This is a genomic window from Chryseosolibacter indicum (assembly GCF_018598585.1).
Taxonomy (GTDB): domain Bacteria; phylum Bacteroidota; class Bacteroidia; order Cytophagales; family Cyclobacteriaceae; genus Chryseosolibacter; species Chryseosolibacter indicus.
In genome coordinates this window covers 37,176-53,990 of the sequence record NZ_JAHESD010000038.1, presented here as the reverse complement: position 1 = coordinate 53,990, position 16,815 = coordinate 37,176, and the positions used below count along the sequence as shown (strand labels likewise).

At 39.9% G+C, this 16,815-nt stretch carries 10 protein-coding genes; 5 read left to right on the top strand and 5 right to left on the bottom strand.

Annotated features, from left to right (window positions below; translation table 11 throughout):
* Positions 1-355 precede the first annotated feature (355 nt).
* Positions 356-2,794 carry an ABC transporter permease gene (locus tag KK060_RS15755; RefSeq protein ID WP_254154720.1) on the bottom strand — a complete coding sequence of 813 codons (2,439 nt, stop codon included), beginning with the start codon at positions 2,792-2,794 and terminating at the stop codon, positions 356-358.
* 411 nt (positions 2,795-3,205) lie between these two features.
* Positions 3,206-4,000, bottom strand: a complete 795-nt coding sequence (locus KK060_RS15750) for a 3-keto-disaccharide hydrolase (protein ID WP_254154719.1) — start codon at positions 3,998-4,000, stop codon at positions 3,206-3,208.
* Between the two features lie 515 nt (positions 4,001-4,515).
* On the opposite strand from KK060_RS15750, the gene KK060_RS15745 reads away from it, so the two are divergent.
* A complete protein-coding gene (locus tag KK060_RS15745; protein WP_254154718.1) occupies positions 4,516-5,001 on the top strand; it encodes a DUF6392 family protein in 486 nt (161 codons plus the stop codon).
* A 101-nt stretch (positions 5,002-5,102) separates the two neighbouring features.
* Here KK060_RS15745 and KK060_RS15740 read toward each other — a convergent pair whose 3' ends face one another.
* Positions 5,103-5,858 (bottom strand): motility-associated ABC transporter substrate-binding family protein, encoded by a 756-nt coding sequence (locus tag KK060_RS15740; RefSeq protein ID WP_254154717.1) that lies wholly within the window; start codon positions 5,856-5,858, stop codon positions 5,103-5,105.
* A 281-nt stretch (positions 5,859-6,139) separates the two neighbouring features.
* Between KK060_RS15740 and KK060_RS15735 the strand changes: the two genes are divergently transcribed.
* Both KK060_RS15735 and KK060_RS15730 read left to right on the top strand, forming a co-directional pair.
* Positions 6,140-6,466: a PadR family transcriptional regulator gene (locus KK060_RS15735; RefSeq protein ID WP_302180101.1), complete on the top strand. Its 327-nt coding sequence runs from the start codon at positions 6,140-6,142 to the stop codon at positions 6,464-6,466.
* Positions 6,467-6,476: 10 nt separating this feature from the next.
* A complete protein-coding gene (locus KK060_RS15730) occupies positions 6,477-9,098 on the top strand; it encodes an ABC transporter permease (protein ID WP_254154716.1) in 2,622 nt (873 codons plus the stop codon).
* A gap of 168 nt (positions 9,099-9,266) precedes the next feature.
* Here KK060_RS15730 and KK060_RS15725 read toward each other — a convergent pair whose 3' ends face one another.
* Both KK060_RS15725 and KK060_RS15720 read right to left on the bottom strand, forming a co-directional pair.
* Positions 9,267-10,046, bottom strand: a complete 780-nt coding sequence (locus KK060_RS15725; protein ID WP_254154715.1) for a glycerophosphodiester phosphodiesterase — start codon at positions 10,044-10,046, stop codon at positions 9,267-9,269.
* Positions 10,047-10,164: 118 nt separating this feature from the next.
* Complete coding sequence (locus KK060_RS15720; protein ID WP_254154714.1) at positions 10,165-13,365, bottom strand: TonB-dependent receptor; 3,201 nt, start codon at positions 13,363-13,365, stop codon at positions 10,165-10,167.
* 426 nt (positions 13,366-13,791) lie between these two features.
* Here KK060_RS15720 and KK060_RS15715 point away from each other — a divergent pair, with 426 nt between their 5' ends.
* Together KK060_RS15715 and KK060_RS15710 are read left to right on the top strand one after the other, a co-directional pair.
* Positions 13,792-16,227 (top strand): fibronectin type III domain-containing protein, encoded by a 2,436-nt coding sequence (locus tag KK060_RS15715; RefSeq protein WP_254154713.1) that lies wholly within the window; start codon positions 13,792-13,794, stop codon positions 16,225-16,227.
* Between the two features lie 241 nt (positions 16,228-16,468).
* Positions 16,469-16,813, top strand: a complete 345-nt coding sequence (locus tag KK060_RS15710) for a PadR family transcriptional regulator (protein ID WP_254154712.1) — start codon at positions 16,469-16,471, stop codon at positions 16,811-16,813.
* Positions 16,814-16,815 lie beyond the last annotated feature (2 nt).

Sequence of the window (16,815 nt, the reverse complement as noted above, 5' to 3'; positions counted from 1 at the left end):
CCACCGCACAAGGCCGGGGCACAGCCCGCTTTTTCGTCCGGCACCGCACTGGGTTTCTCAGCTTAGATTTGGGTAATGGAAAGAATGAAGTATTTTTTTTATCTGTTAGTGTTTAGCGCTTCTCTAAGCTTTAAGCTTGCAGATTCTAAATAACACATCAAACTCATTCAGCAGGTCTATTCTTTCTTACTTTTTTGCTTGATCAAAAAAGTAACAAAAAAATCAAGACGAAAAAATGCTTCCACTGCACAAGGCCGGGGCACGGCCCGCTTTTTCGTCAGGCCATCGCGCTGGGTTTCTAGGCATAGACTACTAAAAAAAATATTTCCGAATTTTAAATAATCCAACGGTCTACCTATTCATACTTTAACACATCTACAGGTTTTGTCCAGGCGGTCTTTATGGTCTGGTAGCTGATTGTTATAAGCGCAATAATGACGGACAACGCGCCAGCCATAACAAAAACCTGCCATCCCATATTAACATGATATTCAAAACCTGAAAGCCAATTGTTCATCGCATAAATTGTTATCGGAATGGAGGTGAGAAGACTAATGATGGTTATCACAATAAAATCTTTTGAAAGCAGGATAAGTAAGGATTGTTCGGTAGCTCCCAATACCTTTCTCACGCTGATTTCTTTTACTCTGCCTTGCATAGCCAATGACGCAAGACCATAAAGTCCAAGACTTCCGATGAGAATTGATAACGCAGCTGCAATTGTCACTATCTTTCCAAGATTCGCATCTGCACGATATTGTCTGGCAATTGCTTCATCCGCGAAAGTAAAAGCAAACTCTTCTCCATTGGTCAGGTTCTGCCATGTTGATTTTATTTTTTCAAGTGTCGTTGCTGTAGCCCCGGCTGCAATGTGTACCATCACTTTCGGCACCGGTGTATTATCAATGTTGATGTTCTCTATGCCACTGTAGATGATTCTACCATCTTCTACAATAGCAAGAGGTTGTACTTTGGAATACAGCGAGCCATAATTAAAATCTTTTACAACGCCTATTATCTCGTGATTAGTAAAATCTTTTCCCGGAATCCTTTGTCCCACAGGATTAGTCCAGCCAAACATCTTACAAAACGATTCATTGACAATTACTCCATGCCGCTTATCAGATTCATTTCCTTCAATAAAACCTCTTCCGTTAACTATCTGCATCTTCATAGCGGATAGGTAATCAGCATCGACAACATTTAAGTTGAATGTCCGATAAATTCCATTTTCATCCGTAAATCCAACACTCGTCCAAGCACCGGTACCGAAATCATGAGATGCAGTAAACACAGAAACTACATTTGGAATTTTGCTTATGGCAATTTTTAAAGGCTCGGCCATGTCAAATCCCCGGGCAACACGCTCTGACAATCGCTGTCCTCTTGGAACATTAACTTGTATAGATATTAATTGCTCTTTGTTAAATCCGAGGTCTTTGTTTTGTAAATAGTGTAACTGATTTCGCATGATAAGTGTACAGGTGACGAGAAAAACAGAAAATGCCAACTGTATTCCCACCAGCACCCTACGAAGATTCTGTTTACTCCCGCCCTGAACTTTTCCCTTCAGGATAGAAACTGGCTTAAAGCCTGACAGGATAAACGCAGGATAGCTTCCTGCAATAAGACCGATAACGAAAAGCAGTACACCAATAAGCACCAATGTACTTGTATCAAAATAGATATGAAGATTTTTACCAGCAAGGTCATTGAATAGGGGAAGCATTATAATTGAAAGTACTACGCCCAACATCAATGATAAAAAAGTAACAATAACAGCCTCGCCAATAAACTGGATTATTAATTGCGAACGTGCGGCGCCTACAACTTTTCGAACACCAACCTCTTTAGCGCGCTGTAAGGAACGACCAATCGACAATGTAACAAAGTTGATACAGGCTACAACAAGTATAAGCAAAGCAATTGCAGAAAGAACATAAGCGTATTTTGGGTTGCTTATTTTGGCAAGCCCTTGAGGCAAGTCTCCCAGATAAACAGATTTCAAAGGCTGAAGGCCTGCACCGTAATGAGAATTCTGAAAATCTTCCTTTCCCAAAAGTCGCTCAAAAAGAGAAGGAAATTTGGCGGCCAATTTGTTAACCTCTGCGCCTGGTCGCAACAAAACATACGTTTCGGGCTCGATGTTAAACCATGACGTAAGCCTTTCGTTACTATACAGTTTCAAGAGATTTTGATCAGGAACAAGAAGAAAAAATTCAATACTGGAATTTTCTGGAACAGACACAACACCGGTTACCGTAAATTCTGTGAACGTGTCCAGTTGCTCAATTGAAATGACTTTGTTAACAGGATCGCTGCTACCAAAATACTTGAGTGCTGCCGCCTCACTGAGAATGACGTTTGATGGTTTATCTAACGCATGCTTTCTGTCACCTCTCACCAACTGAAAATCGAAAACATCAAATATCTCCTTCTCTACGATAGTTACTGTTTCACTAAATTGATTATCACCTACCTTGATTTGACTTCTTGTTTTAACAAACCGCACAAAAGCTTCTACTTCCGGAAGATTATCTTTTAAGGTTGGTCCCATTGGAAATGGTGTGACTGTATTTATCTGATCGATGCCGCCTATTCGCTCTTTACCATAAACGCGAAAGATCCTGTCAGCCTTTTTATGGAAGTTGTCGAATGAGAACTCATCTACAACAAACAATGCAATGAGTAAACAGCAAACTATACCTAAACTAAGTCCTGTTATATTAATTATAGTATGGGCTTTTGTGCGCCACAGGGAACGGATAGCTATTTTTAAATAATTGAGGAGCATTGGAAAATATATTTTACCCGATCTGGCAACCCCGATGCCAACGTCAATCCCTTTTCTAAAAAAGCAGAACAGACCGTCAGAAACTTGAAGTAAACTGTAGAAATGATGTATCCGGATGAAATCCTTTAAACGGATATATTCAATCATACTGTCACAAAATAAAAGCAAAGTGACCGCCGACGAACAATTTTTAATTATGGAAATAATGAACGATGTTTCTCTTACAAGCTAGTCCAAACAATTTTTCAATACCACAGTCTCTATGAATAGAACGGATAGTGAGGTGCCGTTACCGTAAGTACCCCGCATTGGCGCAACCGTCCGCTTGTGCCTTAGTTTTTAAATATCTATGAACTTTAAAAAAAGCGATTTCTACTAATAAGAAATTTTACACTAACGCTTTTGCTACTATCACTTTAACTCTTTCAGATAAATATTTCTGAAGTCGATAGGTTGCCCTTCACTTTGCAAACCAATGTAGCCGGAGGTCAATGGTTTCCCTTCAACAAATACTTTTGGGTCGTAGCCTGATACTACTCCCCCACCCATCGTAGGCTTGGTATACTGAAGTACGGTATCATCATTAATTACGTGGGTTATTAATGAATCTCCATACACAATCAATTCAGCTTTTACCCATTCACCAGGAGGATATGTCTTTGACGTTGAGTAAAGGCAATGATCTTTATATAAGCTATCGCGATAATGAATATCTGTTCCCGGAGAGCACATGTTTCCTGTGGGCCTTGGATTGCCATCGCCCAGCGAGCAAAGAAACTGCATCTCAACTGCAATAGGCCAATCCTGTTCTTTAAGAATTGAGGCAGGGTCTTGTGCGTGAAACATTACCCCGCTGTTGAAGTGTGCCCATTCAGGTGTACCGGGCTGCGGCGTGCCTACAAAGCGATACTCAAGCTTGAGATGATATTTTGAAAATGGCGTTTTGTAAAACAGGTGGCCGAATCTGTCATTCAACTCGCCGTAGTTATCATAGCGCACCTGGATCATATCGTCTTTCACACGAAAGGTACTGTCGAAATTATCACCTGTTTCATAATGGTGAATTTTGGCAATCCAGTTATCCAGGTCTTGGCCGTTGAATAATTGTATCCATTCCGCATCCTCTTTGTTGGGCTTTTGGCAACCAACAAATGTTATGAAAAGAATAAGCGTGAGAACGTATAGCAATTGTTTAATGACTTGCATGTGTATTGATTTAAACCCGATCCGATGATTAAATACTGAGCGACATAGTTAAACAAAAATATTTGTTTTCACATAAGAACGAACAAGCTTCTATATTTCTCCTGCCAAAGAGGTGATATTTATTCGCCTAAAGAACAAAGGACTATTTAAAAAAGGACAAAGCAACTCAGAGTAGTATTCCGTAGTTCATATACGACAATAAAAAAGCCCGGCACAATTCACGGGCCCGCTTTTCTAACGTTATGCGTTCTACTGTGCTACTAAATATGCTTCTACAATGTCAATGCGCGTTTATAACAGGCTTTCCCTTCTGGCTGTTGGCATCTTTAAACGCTTGAAGATGCATTTGCCTATAAAAAGAAAAACAAATAAACTTCATTTACTTAACATAAATATTTTTTAACTTGTATATATCGTAAAGGAGAAGCCTGAAAAGGAGCGAAGTATTTTATGAGATAACGGCTTCTGTGTATGACAGGCACAAACAAGCTTATTCATAACACTCGACTTAACTAATGAAAAATTTAATTGTAGCCCTCTCGCTTATTTCCTGTTCCCTTTTTGGGCAGGCAACCATCGACTTAAAAACGTTAATCGGGAAACCGCAAGGCGTCGCCATACAACAACTAAATTCCTGGGGAATCAAGGTATCACCCTCAACCGAATACGACAATCTTTTGGTTGGTTTTGATGAAGGACTTCAGATTGAAGTTGAAGAAGGGATTGTAGGCACAATATGGATAGAATTTACAAACCGGCGTAAAGGTGCATATCCGTTTAGCGTAGATGGTGTAATTACCCCCAACGTTGATATTGAAAAAGTAATTCACGCTTATGGCAAACCAGACGAAAAAGCGGATGACTACGAAGTAGGAGCAAAGAATTCACCCGGGTGGGTTAAATGGCTTGAAAAGGGGTATCAATTACATTGTCAGGTCGACGACAATGCTAAAGTATTTATGGTTACTCTGATGCCTCCTGACTGGTATCCTGGTAAATAATAAGTTCGTCTCTTATGTTCTCGTTCCTTATGCTGAAGTTGAAATACAAACGCATCCGCCTCGCATTGTCAAAGTACCCTGCCATAATCGATAGGACCGCGTTACTTCATAAGCCAGGAAAATACATCCTGCATGAATTGAGCGCATTGGTAATTATCAACGTTCTCCCACCGGGTCATATATAAACTCACCATACCATCGCCCATAGCTATAATACGACCTCCGTTCTCTACTTCTTTATATATCCCAAACGGGTTTGACTCACCTTTGCCAATATAACAGAAAGGCGTACCTCCCTCAACAATTCGCGCACCATGTACTGGAATAGACCAGCGCTCTTTTGCAATAATACCAGCCTTGGCATATCCACCTGATGATCGATCCGGATTGTCTTGCTTGTACTCGATACCAAAAGGTTTGACAATGTCATTAATGTTTATCTGATCCAGCGTTCCCCAGTAGTCTTCGTCCATCGTTACAAATAATCTACCTCCATTTTTAACATATCCAATAATAGCCGCAGTTTCGTTTTCATCTAACTTACCACCTACCCCTTGTAGGAACAGCAAGTCAACATCCTTAAGTGAGGCTGGTGTAAACTTTTTTTTCTGATACATGACGGTAGCACCCATAGCATTGGCATTCCTGGTGAGCTCGCCTGCCATATACTTCACACGCTGGATCAGCGAAGAGTCTTTACCCGGCATGTCGTTGGGATCATGCCAGAACCGTTGACCATGAGCAACATCCACAAGTATTTTCTTCTGAGGAGGTGACTGAGAATAAGCGTCATTGAAATGAAAAAGGGCAAGCACAGTAATGCTTACTGCAATTAACGAGTTAATGAATCTTTTCATAAATATTCAATTATAGTTATGCACTCGCTTTCAATGATGATGCCGAAAAAAAGTGAGCAAGAAAGCCGTTTTCCTGACTCGTATCTACCGGATGCCCAGTAGCGGACAATTTTGTCCGGATGTGGAGGGTAGTTTATTTCATAGCGGTGTTAAGCAATAGCTATGAGAGAAGTAAGCGTCGACTTACAATTAATCTTTTCCTAAAGTATTTGATAGAAAGAGAAATATTAGTTTATTTAATTAACAAAATATAAGCATATACTAATATAAAACATATTAAGATGGAATTACTGGGCGGCTTTGAAGAGCTGGTGCTGACCATGGTAGCAGCCTTAAAAGAAGATGCATATGGCGCGGCAATTACAGAGGAAATAGAGACACGTCTTAAACGTGAGGTAAATCTGAGTGCTGTTCATGTAACATTGTATCGCCTTGAAGACAAAGGATATATTAAATCAAGTTTGGGTGGAGCCACCAATGAACGAGGAGGAAGACGCAAACGTATTTTTACCATCACCAGTGCCGGGATGGCAATACTCAAAACCATGCGAGAAGCAAGGCTTGATCTTTGGAAACTTATTCCTCAATTGAAAGTGTCAGGCAGGTAATGTTTACGATATGAATAAACAAAAGAATTCTTTGCTAAGGGCTGTAATGCGTTTGCTGGAATGGTTTTGCCCTGACTATTTATACGAAGAGATTGAAGGCGACTTAATAGAGCGATATAATAAGAACGTAAAAGTTTATGGTGAGCGTGTTGCAAAAAGAAAGCTGGTATGGAATGCATTGCGCTTCTTCCGCCCTGGAATTGTACTGAGAAATAAATGGACATTAAATCTAATACCGCTATATATGCTTACCAACTACTTCAAAATCGCCTCGCGTATAATGATACGCAACAAGGGCTACTCCATGATCAACATTTTTGGTCTTGCTATTGGACTGACGGGGGCTATCTTACTCGGTCTTTGGATAACCAGGGAGGTAAGTTACGATCAATTTCACCAGGACAAGCATCGGATTTACAATGTATGGAACAAGCAGATTCATAAAGGAGGTGAAGCGTTTTGCTGGAGCGCTACGCCCCGTGTACTTGCACCTACTTTACAGGCAGACTTTAGCGCTGTAGAATCTGCGATAAGCTATGCAAGCTATAACGACTCATATCTTTTCTCAGCAGGTGAAAAGCGCATCATAAAAAATATAGCCAACTTTGTTGATCCTGACTTCTTAAAAATATTCACTTTCCCCTTACTGAAAGGAAACGTGAACAAGGTTCTTGAAAATCCAAACTCCGTTGTTTTAACGGAACGCTTTGCGAAAAGCCTGTTCGGAGAAAAAGAGGCCTTCGGAGAAATTGTTACAGTATCGCAGGGCGAATTTAATATTCCTTTCACCGTAACGGGTATATTAAAGAATTTGCCTTCCAACACTGACTTTCATTTTGATTTTCTACTTCCTTTTTCATTCATCGAAAGTAATTACGGAAAGGATGTAAACTGGTCAAATAATTCGGTAACCACGTGGGTTAAGTTGAAAGAGGGAGCTTCGCTGGAAGCATTAAACGCAGGGATAAAAGATTTGAAGAAGCGTAATACAAATAATGGGGAAAACACCCAGTTATTTCTTTATCCGCTCACCAGGAATCACCTCTACTCAAGATTTGAAAATGGTGTGCCTGCAGGTGGCCGGATTGAAATCATCCGTATACTGGGAATACTTGGAATTTGCCTCGTAACCATTGCGTGCATCAATTTCATTAATCTAAGCACGGCACGTGCATCAAGGCGTTCTAAAGAGGTGGCAGTCCGCAAGGTAAATGGCGCGATTCGGTATTCACTTGTCACCCAGTTTCTATGCGAATCGGTATTAGTTGCTATAAGCGCAGGTGTAATCTCTTTGGTGGCTGCATATTTTATATTACCATTCTTCAATGTACTGGTGCAGCAAGATTTAACGTTAAACATAAAAGACATTTCATTCTGGCTCGGACTGTTTGTAATTGTTGTAGGCGTAGGGATAATAGCAGGATGTTATCCGGCTTTTTATCTTTCATCCTTCAGGCCAGCTCGTATTCTTAAAGGAGCTTTCGCAGCAGGTAATGGAAAAAATCGCCTTCGCGGTTTGCTTGTCACATTTCAATTTGGTTTTGCCCTTACGTTGATTGTCTCTACCATTGTTGTTTTTCAGCAAACCATCTTTTTACAAAATCGGGACTCGGGTTATGAGAAGAACAACCTGGTTTATCAATATATTACGGGAGACTTAATTAAGAATTTCGAAGCTTATAAGAATGAACTGATTTCAACAGGTGCTGCCATTTCAGTAACAAGAACAAGTTCACCTATTACCGAGAGATTGAGTAATACTTCTGGTATGAAATGGAAAGGCAAAGACCCGGAGGATAAAACTGTAATTGAGAGGTTTTATATAGATGAGGGGATCTCAACAACGGCAGGTGTAGAAATTATTTTGGGACGTGACATGGACATAGCAAAGTATCCTTCCGATTCAACTGCAATACTGCTAAATGAAGCTGCAGTGAAAGCAATGGGCTTTAAAGATCCCCTTGGTGAAATTGTTGAAGATAGCGGGATAGAATGGCACGTGGTAGGCGTTGTGAAAGATTTCGTACTTACTTCACCTCACAGGGCTGTTGAGCCTATCGTTATGCAAGGTTGTAAGTTTGGTCCAAATATGCTTAACGTATTGCATATACGTTTAAGCGAGAACCTTGGAGTTAAAGATAATCTTAAAACTATTGCCGATCTCCATTTAAAATATAACCAAAATTATCCTTTTGAGTACTATTTCGTTGATACAGAATATGAGCGCAAGTTTGCTAATATAGAATCTACCTTAACCATTACATCCCTCTTTACAGGAATAGCAATTTTGATTGGCTGTCTTGGACTTCTAGGTTTAGCCACCTATATGGTTGAAGCGCGCATAAAGGAAATTGGCATTCGTAAAGTGATGGGTAGTTCTGTCTTTAACATTATCAAACTACTAAGTACAAGTTCTCTTAAACCAATTGTTTGGGCTATCATCCTTTTCAGTCCCGGCGCATGGTTAGCCATGAAGTGGTGGTTACAATCGTATCAATACCGTATTTCTTTTTCAATCTGGGTTTTGGTTGCAGCTGCATCTTCGATTCTGGCCATAGCAATGATAACGATAACCTTACAGGTATACAGAGCTGCCCGTATCAACCCGGTAAATAGTTTGAGAAGTGAATAGGCCTAATAAAAATTTAAATGTCTTTCCCGGATTTTCTCATGAGCATGAGATTATAGTTTGTTTAACATTCTCATCAGAATTTCTCTAACAAATACCTGTGAAATAAAAAACACGAGTGATATTATTAATCACTCGTGTTTTTATTAAATCCTTACGTAACATACAAACTTAGCGTTTGCCCACCATCTTCAACACCATCTCTGGTTCGTCCGTTGTGATAAAATCAACTTTTTGATCAATATAGGATTGGGCCATCGCCTGGTCATTGACGGTCCATACATTCACAGTAAGTTTTCGTTGCTGTGCATCGTTAACCCAGTTGGGATTTTTTTCAAACACCCTATAACTATAATCAATACCCCATAGCCCATCCTTTTCTGCTTGCTCAGGTGATCTGTCACCTAAAAGATAAGCGATGTTTGCTTTCGCATCGAGCTTCTCCAATGCAAGACATGCGTCGTAATCGAATAAGATATAGTCCACTATCTTTTGCGCTTTTTTAGCAGTAACCATTTCATAAGACTTCCGGGCAGTAATGATAGAACGTTCCTTACTTACCTTCGAGGGCTTGATGTCGAGTACCAGTCTTGTTTTCTTCTGCTTGGTAATGGTTGAAAGAAACTGTTCTAACGTAGCGATAGATTCTCCGTTCGGATATTTCTTATTAAGTAATTCATTATAAGTTGTTGTCTCGATTGGCATGTCATAAAAATGCGGATCATGGTTAACCACCAACACGCTATCAGAGGTCATCCAAATATCACATTCACTTGCAAAACATCCCATCTCAATTGCTGCGTTCAGCGCACTTAACGAATTCTGAGGCAGGTTCGTGTTTTTCCATGCTCCCCTGTGTGCAATAACCTTTGTTCTTGCCTGTTTCCCCTGTGAATATGCTTGAAGATTAATTAATGCTAGAAAAAGAATTAAAAGACTAAAATGTTTCATTTTCACTGATTCTAAATTCTAAGTTATGTTGATGCTTAATGTTAATTTTAAAGTAAAGCTTCAACCTTCCCAGCTGAAGCTTTACTCATCATTTATGTTTTTATTTTGCAACGTTACCTTAAAAACTGTAACGAGCACCTAGCTGGAACTGATAAGGATTTCCGGAAGGTGTAACTACACCAGCAGTGTTAACACGATAATTAAATCGCTGATTTGCCTTATCAAAATTCGGAACAGCTGGAGTTGTTGCGGTAGCTGGAATACCCAAAGCATAAAGTGCTTGTGTACCTAAGGATTCATTTCTACCCCATTCCTTGTTTAACAAGTTTGCTACGTTAAAAATATCAACTGACAATTCTATAGCATGCTCTTTATACAATTTAAATCTTTTATTAGCACGAACGTCCCAGACTCCATAGAATCCATTAATACCACCATTGCGTTCGGCCATTCTGCCTGAATATTTATTGATATAATCTTTAACACTCTGACTCGCTTTGGGATTATCCAAAACTGCCTGTAAACCTGTTCTTACATTTGCAGGTACTGACTCGTTGTTTCTGTCGAAGATAAACGCAAGATCGTTTGTACCCGATACAAAGTCGCCATTACTATTAGCACCGGATAACAAGGAGTAACGAGTACCACCTACACCAGAGAAACGTACCCCCAAACTTATGCCCCAGAAAGACGGCAATGATCCATATACTACCACTTTATGGCGGAATTGGTTGTCGGAGTAAGTCATTTTACTTAAATCACGTGGGTCATCTGTAACGGGAAGCGAAAGCGTTGCTGAATTAGCCACGTTACCATTAAATGATGTATTGTCTTTTGTATCATTCCAGGTATAGCTTACTGTTATTACTCCATCTCGGAAGTATCTATAAGTTGCGTCCGCAACTAAAGCAAATTGATTAATTTTTCCTTCGCTTACAAGTTCAAGCACACGGCCGAACTCAGCACTTTTTCTGCCCTGTAACCAGTCACCTGCTCCGTTGGTAGGCATTGTGCTGAGGGGTACATATACACCACGACCACCTTCTTCAGTTAAAGTGAAATATGGATCATCTACCATATTACGATCTACGTAGAAATAATTATTACGTCCTAAGGTAGCGTAACCTGTAATGCCAACCTTCAGGTTTTCATTAATAAAGCGATTGTAAGATAAATTCGCCTTATAAATTACAGGTACTTTTACATCAGCTCCATTGGTATTAATGGTTGGAAGCTGGAACGCATCAAGGCTCGGAATGCTTGCATAGTTATTCCTGTACTCAGCAAAATTGGGTATCGGAATATTAGGAGAACGCACATCTACCGTTGCAAGGTGCTTTCCGTCAAAGGTTAGGTTATTAATCAGTACGTAGTTATTAATATCAGATGCAAAAACACCACCACCAAGTCGAATAATGTCTCTGTGATTATCATTAATATCCCAGGTGAATTGAAGACGAGGTTGAATTACAGAAGACTTTAACCGATGATCTGTTCTGATTTGAAGTTCATTATACAATTCCTGGTTGAGAGGTGATTTCGGATAGAATCCATAGTCATATCTTAAACCTGCAGTCATATTAAGGCCGGTTGTGAGCGTGGTAGACATTTGCGCATAGGCACCAGCATTAAAAATGTTTCCTTTTACACCCCAGTCATCAACCAATGGAACTTCGCGATAGTAGCGATACGGTTCAAGGCTTTCAAACTTATCTAAAGCCGTTTTACCTGCAGTGTTATCAACAGTATAGTGGAATCTTCCATTTACCTCACTGCCATATACTGAACGTGAGTTCGTATACATGAAATCAACTCCAAAAGTATAGTCAATCTTATCAGTTGTGAAATACAAATTGTCTATCACTTGTATCACGTGGTTTTCAAAACGCTCTTGTGCAAAGCGATGACCGCCCATTTGAATATTAGTAGATCTCGTAGTTCCATCCTCCAGCGTTGAGGCAACATTTTCAACAATCGCTCTTGGAATATTGGCTGAAGGCAATTGATCGCCAGGACTACTTTTCTGGTAAGTATACAAATGCTGAACTTTAAGTTCATTTGTGAAGCGAGAATCAATTGACGTACGTAATGAAGCAAGGAAGCTGTTGTCTGTATTGTAGTCATTTCCGTACGACTCAAGAATATTGATCGAAGTATTATCCTGTAATCCGAGTTTATTTTTATCAAGTGTAAAGTTATCACGAATGGTTAACAGGTTCTTTCCATTGATCTGCCAATCGATACGGGCAAAGGCTGCATCCGAATTTCTCTCTTTATCAAAGCTACCGAATTGAGGGGCTTGGGATACTCCATATTGCTGGCGGGCAATATCAACAAAACGGTTAAGAGTGCTTGTAGTGATGTTAAAGCGGTTTTCATCAACAGGGCTCTGAATGTCTGCAATGATTAGCGGACGGCTGTCAAGCTGATGATCCCAGGCAACAAAGAAGTGTAACTTATCTTTAATAATAGGACCGCCCAATGAAAAACCGAATTGATGGGTAGCAAACTTGTTGTTGTTCTTGTTACCACGAATGTCGTACGGACTAGAAAGCCAATCGGCACGGCTATAGTTGAAAAGGCTTCCGCTAAATTGGTTTGTACCTGACTTAGTAACTGCACTTACTACACCTCCACCACTTCTGCCATAAGTAACATCATATTGGTTTGTTACAACTTGAAACTCTCTCACGGCTTCCATAGAAATAGAGTAAGGCGCACCGCTTCGACTTGTAGTGGATCCTGCCGAGGTAGGATTTTTCGCATTCATACCATCAATGGTGTAGTTAGTAGAAGACCCTAACTGGCCTGCAATATTTCCACCTCTGCTTAGAGGTGAAAGGTCCATGAGTGTGGTAAAATTTCTTCCATTAACGGGAAGCTTTGTAATCTCACGAGCAGATATCGATGTTGATGCACCAAAGTTTTCAACCTGATTCTGTAAACTTGACGCCTCAACCTCAACAGCATCAAGCGATTGATTTGATTCCTGTAAATTCGTTTTCACGCGAATGGCATCTCCTTGATGGAGTATGAAGCCGGTTTGTTTTTGCTCTGAAAAACCAATGTACGACACGGTTACAGTATAAGGCCCACCTAACGGCAATTCTTTAAATAAGAAATCACCTTGCGCATTAGTTTGAGTGCCTGTAGTAAATCCTGTAGACTCGTTCTTTACCAGCACGGTTGCTCCAACGAGTACTTCGTTCTGATTACCAGTTACAGTTCCTGAAATTGTTGCGTGCGTAGTTTGTGCATTAACTGCGACATAATTAAATACAAGGCACACAAAAGCAAATAAGTAATAGAGTTTCTTCATGCAGAGATTATGGGTTATAGATTAGCGCCGCAAGTAGTGCAACTAAAATAAACTCTGTGTTACCTCACCATTAACGTGATGTGCAGTTAAGATGGGCAATATGAAGGCAGTATAAACAACGATGAGTTGAATTCCATTTAAAGCATATATACGGTATAAACTGTCGGTTGCTCTGCTCTACCTTATCACCAACTAGCCATGAATTACTGCCAACACTTAACATCCATATACCACGCTTTGGCATGAGATTATTCCAATAATAGAAAAACTCTCTATATGACCATCCGGCCAATTCTTATTTATTGGTATACGAGTGCTAAATCAATACCTCCTTAAATTCTTAAAAACAGACTTACGTGCATCCCGCTAAACGGGTCTCCTTTATTTTAATCTATTGTTTCATTATTTTAACCAAACAGAATCTAAATGAAAAGACTTCTATTAACTATTGTATGCGTTTTTGTATTGTCCGCGTTCTGTGCCCTCAGGGCTTCAGCTTTAAAGTTTGATATTCCAGCCCCACATTTCATTATTAACAATCATGATGAACCGGGAGGGACCTACTTGAATCTGGAAGTTCACACCAATGAATCTGAAATTGAAAAAATCGAAATTTGGCAACGGGAGCAGGGTGCTTCAGAATACCACCTCATACAAGAAGGTACAGGAACACAATATGAGTTTGTTATTGAAAATCTGAAACCACGTACCACTTATGAGTTCAATGCAAGACTTTATCGGGATGGTGAGTATTCTCCCTTTTCCTACCTAAAGTATACTACTTATTCTGACTTTTATGTGCCTGAATTTAGTGTTACAACTTCCTCTGGTCATGCAGTGGATATAAGTATCACAAACATGACTTATGCAGATAATAGCTACATACTTTTTCGTAAGGGGCCGAATGACCAGTATCAACAATCCATAGCTTTCTTCACTGCTTTAGATTCAGGAGAGGTAGTTAAATATCATGATACTACTGTTGTTGATGGTGCAACTTATACATACACGCTTGAATCACATTATGAAAATCCAAGGGGTGCGATCCATGAACAATCTAAAACAATCACAATTACCGGCGCTGGCAGCGCGATAGAGAAACCGGAATTCATTATTGATGGCAGCAATGAACCGATAGGTACTTTCTTGAACCTCCAGGTTTACACAAATGAAACTGGTATTGATAAGGTCGAGATATGGCAACGCAAACAGGGTGATGCTGAATACCATCTTATACAAGAGGGTCCTGTAGCGCAGATTGATTATCAAATTTTAAACCTGAAGCCAAGGACTACTTATGAATTTGCAGCCCGTTTATATCGCGATGGTGAATATTCTCCTTTCTCGTACCTGCAGCATACTACTTATTCCAATTTTTATGAGCCAACATTCAACATCAGCAACGCGCCTAATGGCGGCGTAGACATAACTATAATAGATAACAGTTACGCTGATAATTCATATATACTCTTCAAGCAGGCACCAAATGATCAGTATCCTCAATCAATAGCTTTCTTCACTGCTTCAGACTCAGGAAAAGTACTCCAATATCACGATACCGTTATTGTCGCTGGAAACACTTATAAATACACCCTTGAATCGCATTATGAAAACCCTAGGGAAGAGATCTATGAGCAATCTAAAACTATTACAGTTACCAGCGCTGGCAGCGCGATAGAGAAACCGGAGTTCATCATTGATGGCAGCAATGAACCGATAGGTACTTTCTTGAACCTACAGGTTTACACAAATGAAACTGGTATTGATAAGGTCGAGATATGGCAACGCAAACAGGGTGATGCTGAATACCATCTTATACAAGAGGGTCCTGTAGCGCAGATTGATTATCAAATTTTAAACCTGAAGCCAAGGACTACTTATGAATTTGCAGCCCGTTTATATCGCGATGGTGAATATTCTCCTTTCTCGTACCTGCAGCATACTACTTATTCCAATTTTTATGAGCCAACATTCAACATCAGCAACGCGCCTAATGGCGGCGTAGACATAACTATAATAGATAACAGTTACGCTGATAATTCATATATACTCTTCAAGCAGGGACCGAATGATCAGTATCCTCAATCCATAGCTTTCTTCACTGCTTCAGACTCAGGAAACGTACTCCAATATCATGATACTGTTATTGTTGCTGGAGACACATATACATATACACTTGAATCCCATTATGAAAACCCAAGGGAAGAGATCTATGAACAATCTAAAACAATTACAACTACGGGTGGAACTGATAAACCTCAAATAACAGGATTCACTTTGGTAGATCCATATACAGATGCGGATGTGCGAAACTTATCGAATCATGACTTCATCATGTACAGTAATCGGTTTAATATCAGGGCAAATACGACAAACAACACGCAAAGTGTAGAATTCTTTCTGAATGGAAAACGTTTTGGCGAGAACCAGGAACCGTACGCTTTATTTGGCGATACAAAAGGTAACTACAATGTGGGAAAATTAACACCTGGCGATTATACGCTTACTGCTACCCCTTACACCGGCAACGGAAAGCAAGGCATAAAAGGCGCTACGTCTACCATTCATTTTACAGTAATAGATGATGTAAATAAAACCAAAGACGCTACAGTTCAAATTGATATATTCCCTAACCCTGTTGTATCTTCAGCATCTATTGAGGTAAGTGCGCCTGAAAATGCTTTAGTCACAATTGATCTGCGAAATGAGAATGGTGCAGCATATAGACTTGGTCAAAATAGGGTTGGAAGTGATAGACTTATGTTGACGGATTGGAATGCTGATGAAGTTACACCTGGGGTCTGGTATATGATTATAAAAGTTGAGGACCAGACTTTTACAAAAAGAGTTATTATCAAATAGGATACTGTTTGTATAAACTATTAAAGAGGCTACCAACGGGTGGCCTCTTTCGTTTTAATACAGTTATGTTGACTGATGTAGCTCGGAAGATAAACGTGATCATTACTTCTTAATTCCGCTTTCGCGCATCACCTGTTCAAATGTGAACATTCAAACTGAGGGCATAAGGCTATTTTGCTATGCTACGTGACTTTTAAATTCCGGCACAGTTGTTATTCCTACATTTAGGAAAATAGTCGGAATGAAAAAATATCAGCTCGGCGAATTTGAGGAGATAGTAATACTCACCATTGGAATACTCTATAAAGAAGCATATGGTGTTGCGATTAAAAGCGAAATAGAAACACGTCTTTCACGCAATGTAAGCATGGGTGCCCTTCACACGGCACTGGTACGCCTTGAAGACAAGGGCTACATTAAATCATCAGAAGGTGAAAGTACCGAAGACAGAATGGGCAGACCAAGGCGATATTATCAGATTACTGCGCTTGGAAAAAAAGCAATGGAGCATTCTAAAGAGACACGCAATGCCTTATGGAAAGCAATTCCGAAAGTTGCGTTGGATGTAAAACTTGTAAGCAGTTAACC

Bases quoted from the DNA above. Each gene is read 5' to 3' on its own strand.
- KK060_RS15755 (WP_254154720.1), bottom strand. From the start codon at position 2,794: ATGCTCCTCAATTATTTAAAAATAGCTATCCGTTCCCTGTGGCGCACA.
- KK060_RS15750 (WP_254154719.1), bottom strand. From the start codon at position 4,000: ATGCAAGTCATTAAACAATTGCTATACGTTCTCACGCTTATTCTTTTC.
- KK060_RS15745 (WP_254154718.1), top strand. From the start codon at position 4,516: ATGAAAAATTTAATTGTAGCCCTCTCGCTTATTTCCTGTTCCCTTTTT.
- KK060_RS15740 (WP_254154717.1), bottom strand. From the start codon at position 5,858: ATGAAAAGATTCATTAACTCGTTAATTGCAGTAAGCATTACTGTGCTT.
- KK060_RS15735 (WP_302180101.1), top strand. From the start codon at position 6,140: ATGGAATTACTGGGCGGCTTTGAAGAGCTGGTGCTGACCATGGTAGCA.
- KK060_RS15730 (WP_254154716.1), top strand. From the start codon at position 6,477: ATGAATAAACAAAAGAATTCTTTGCTAAGGGCTGTAATGCGTTTGCTG.
- KK060_RS15725 (WP_254154715.1), bottom strand. From the start codon at position 10,046: ATGAAACATTTTAGTCTTTTAATTCTTTTTCTAGCATTAATTAATCTT.
- KK060_RS15720 (WP_254154714.1), bottom strand. From the start codon at position 13,365: ATGAAGAAACTCTATTACTTATTTGCTTTTGTGTGCCTTGTATTTAAT.
- KK060_RS15715 (WP_254154713.1), top strand. From the start codon at position 13,792: ATGAAAAGACTTCTATTAACTATTGTATGCGTTTTTGTATTGTCCGCG.
- KK060_RS15710 (WP_254154712.1), top strand. From the start codon at position 16,469: ATGAAAAAATATCAGCTCGGCGAATTTGAGGAGATAGTAATACTCACC.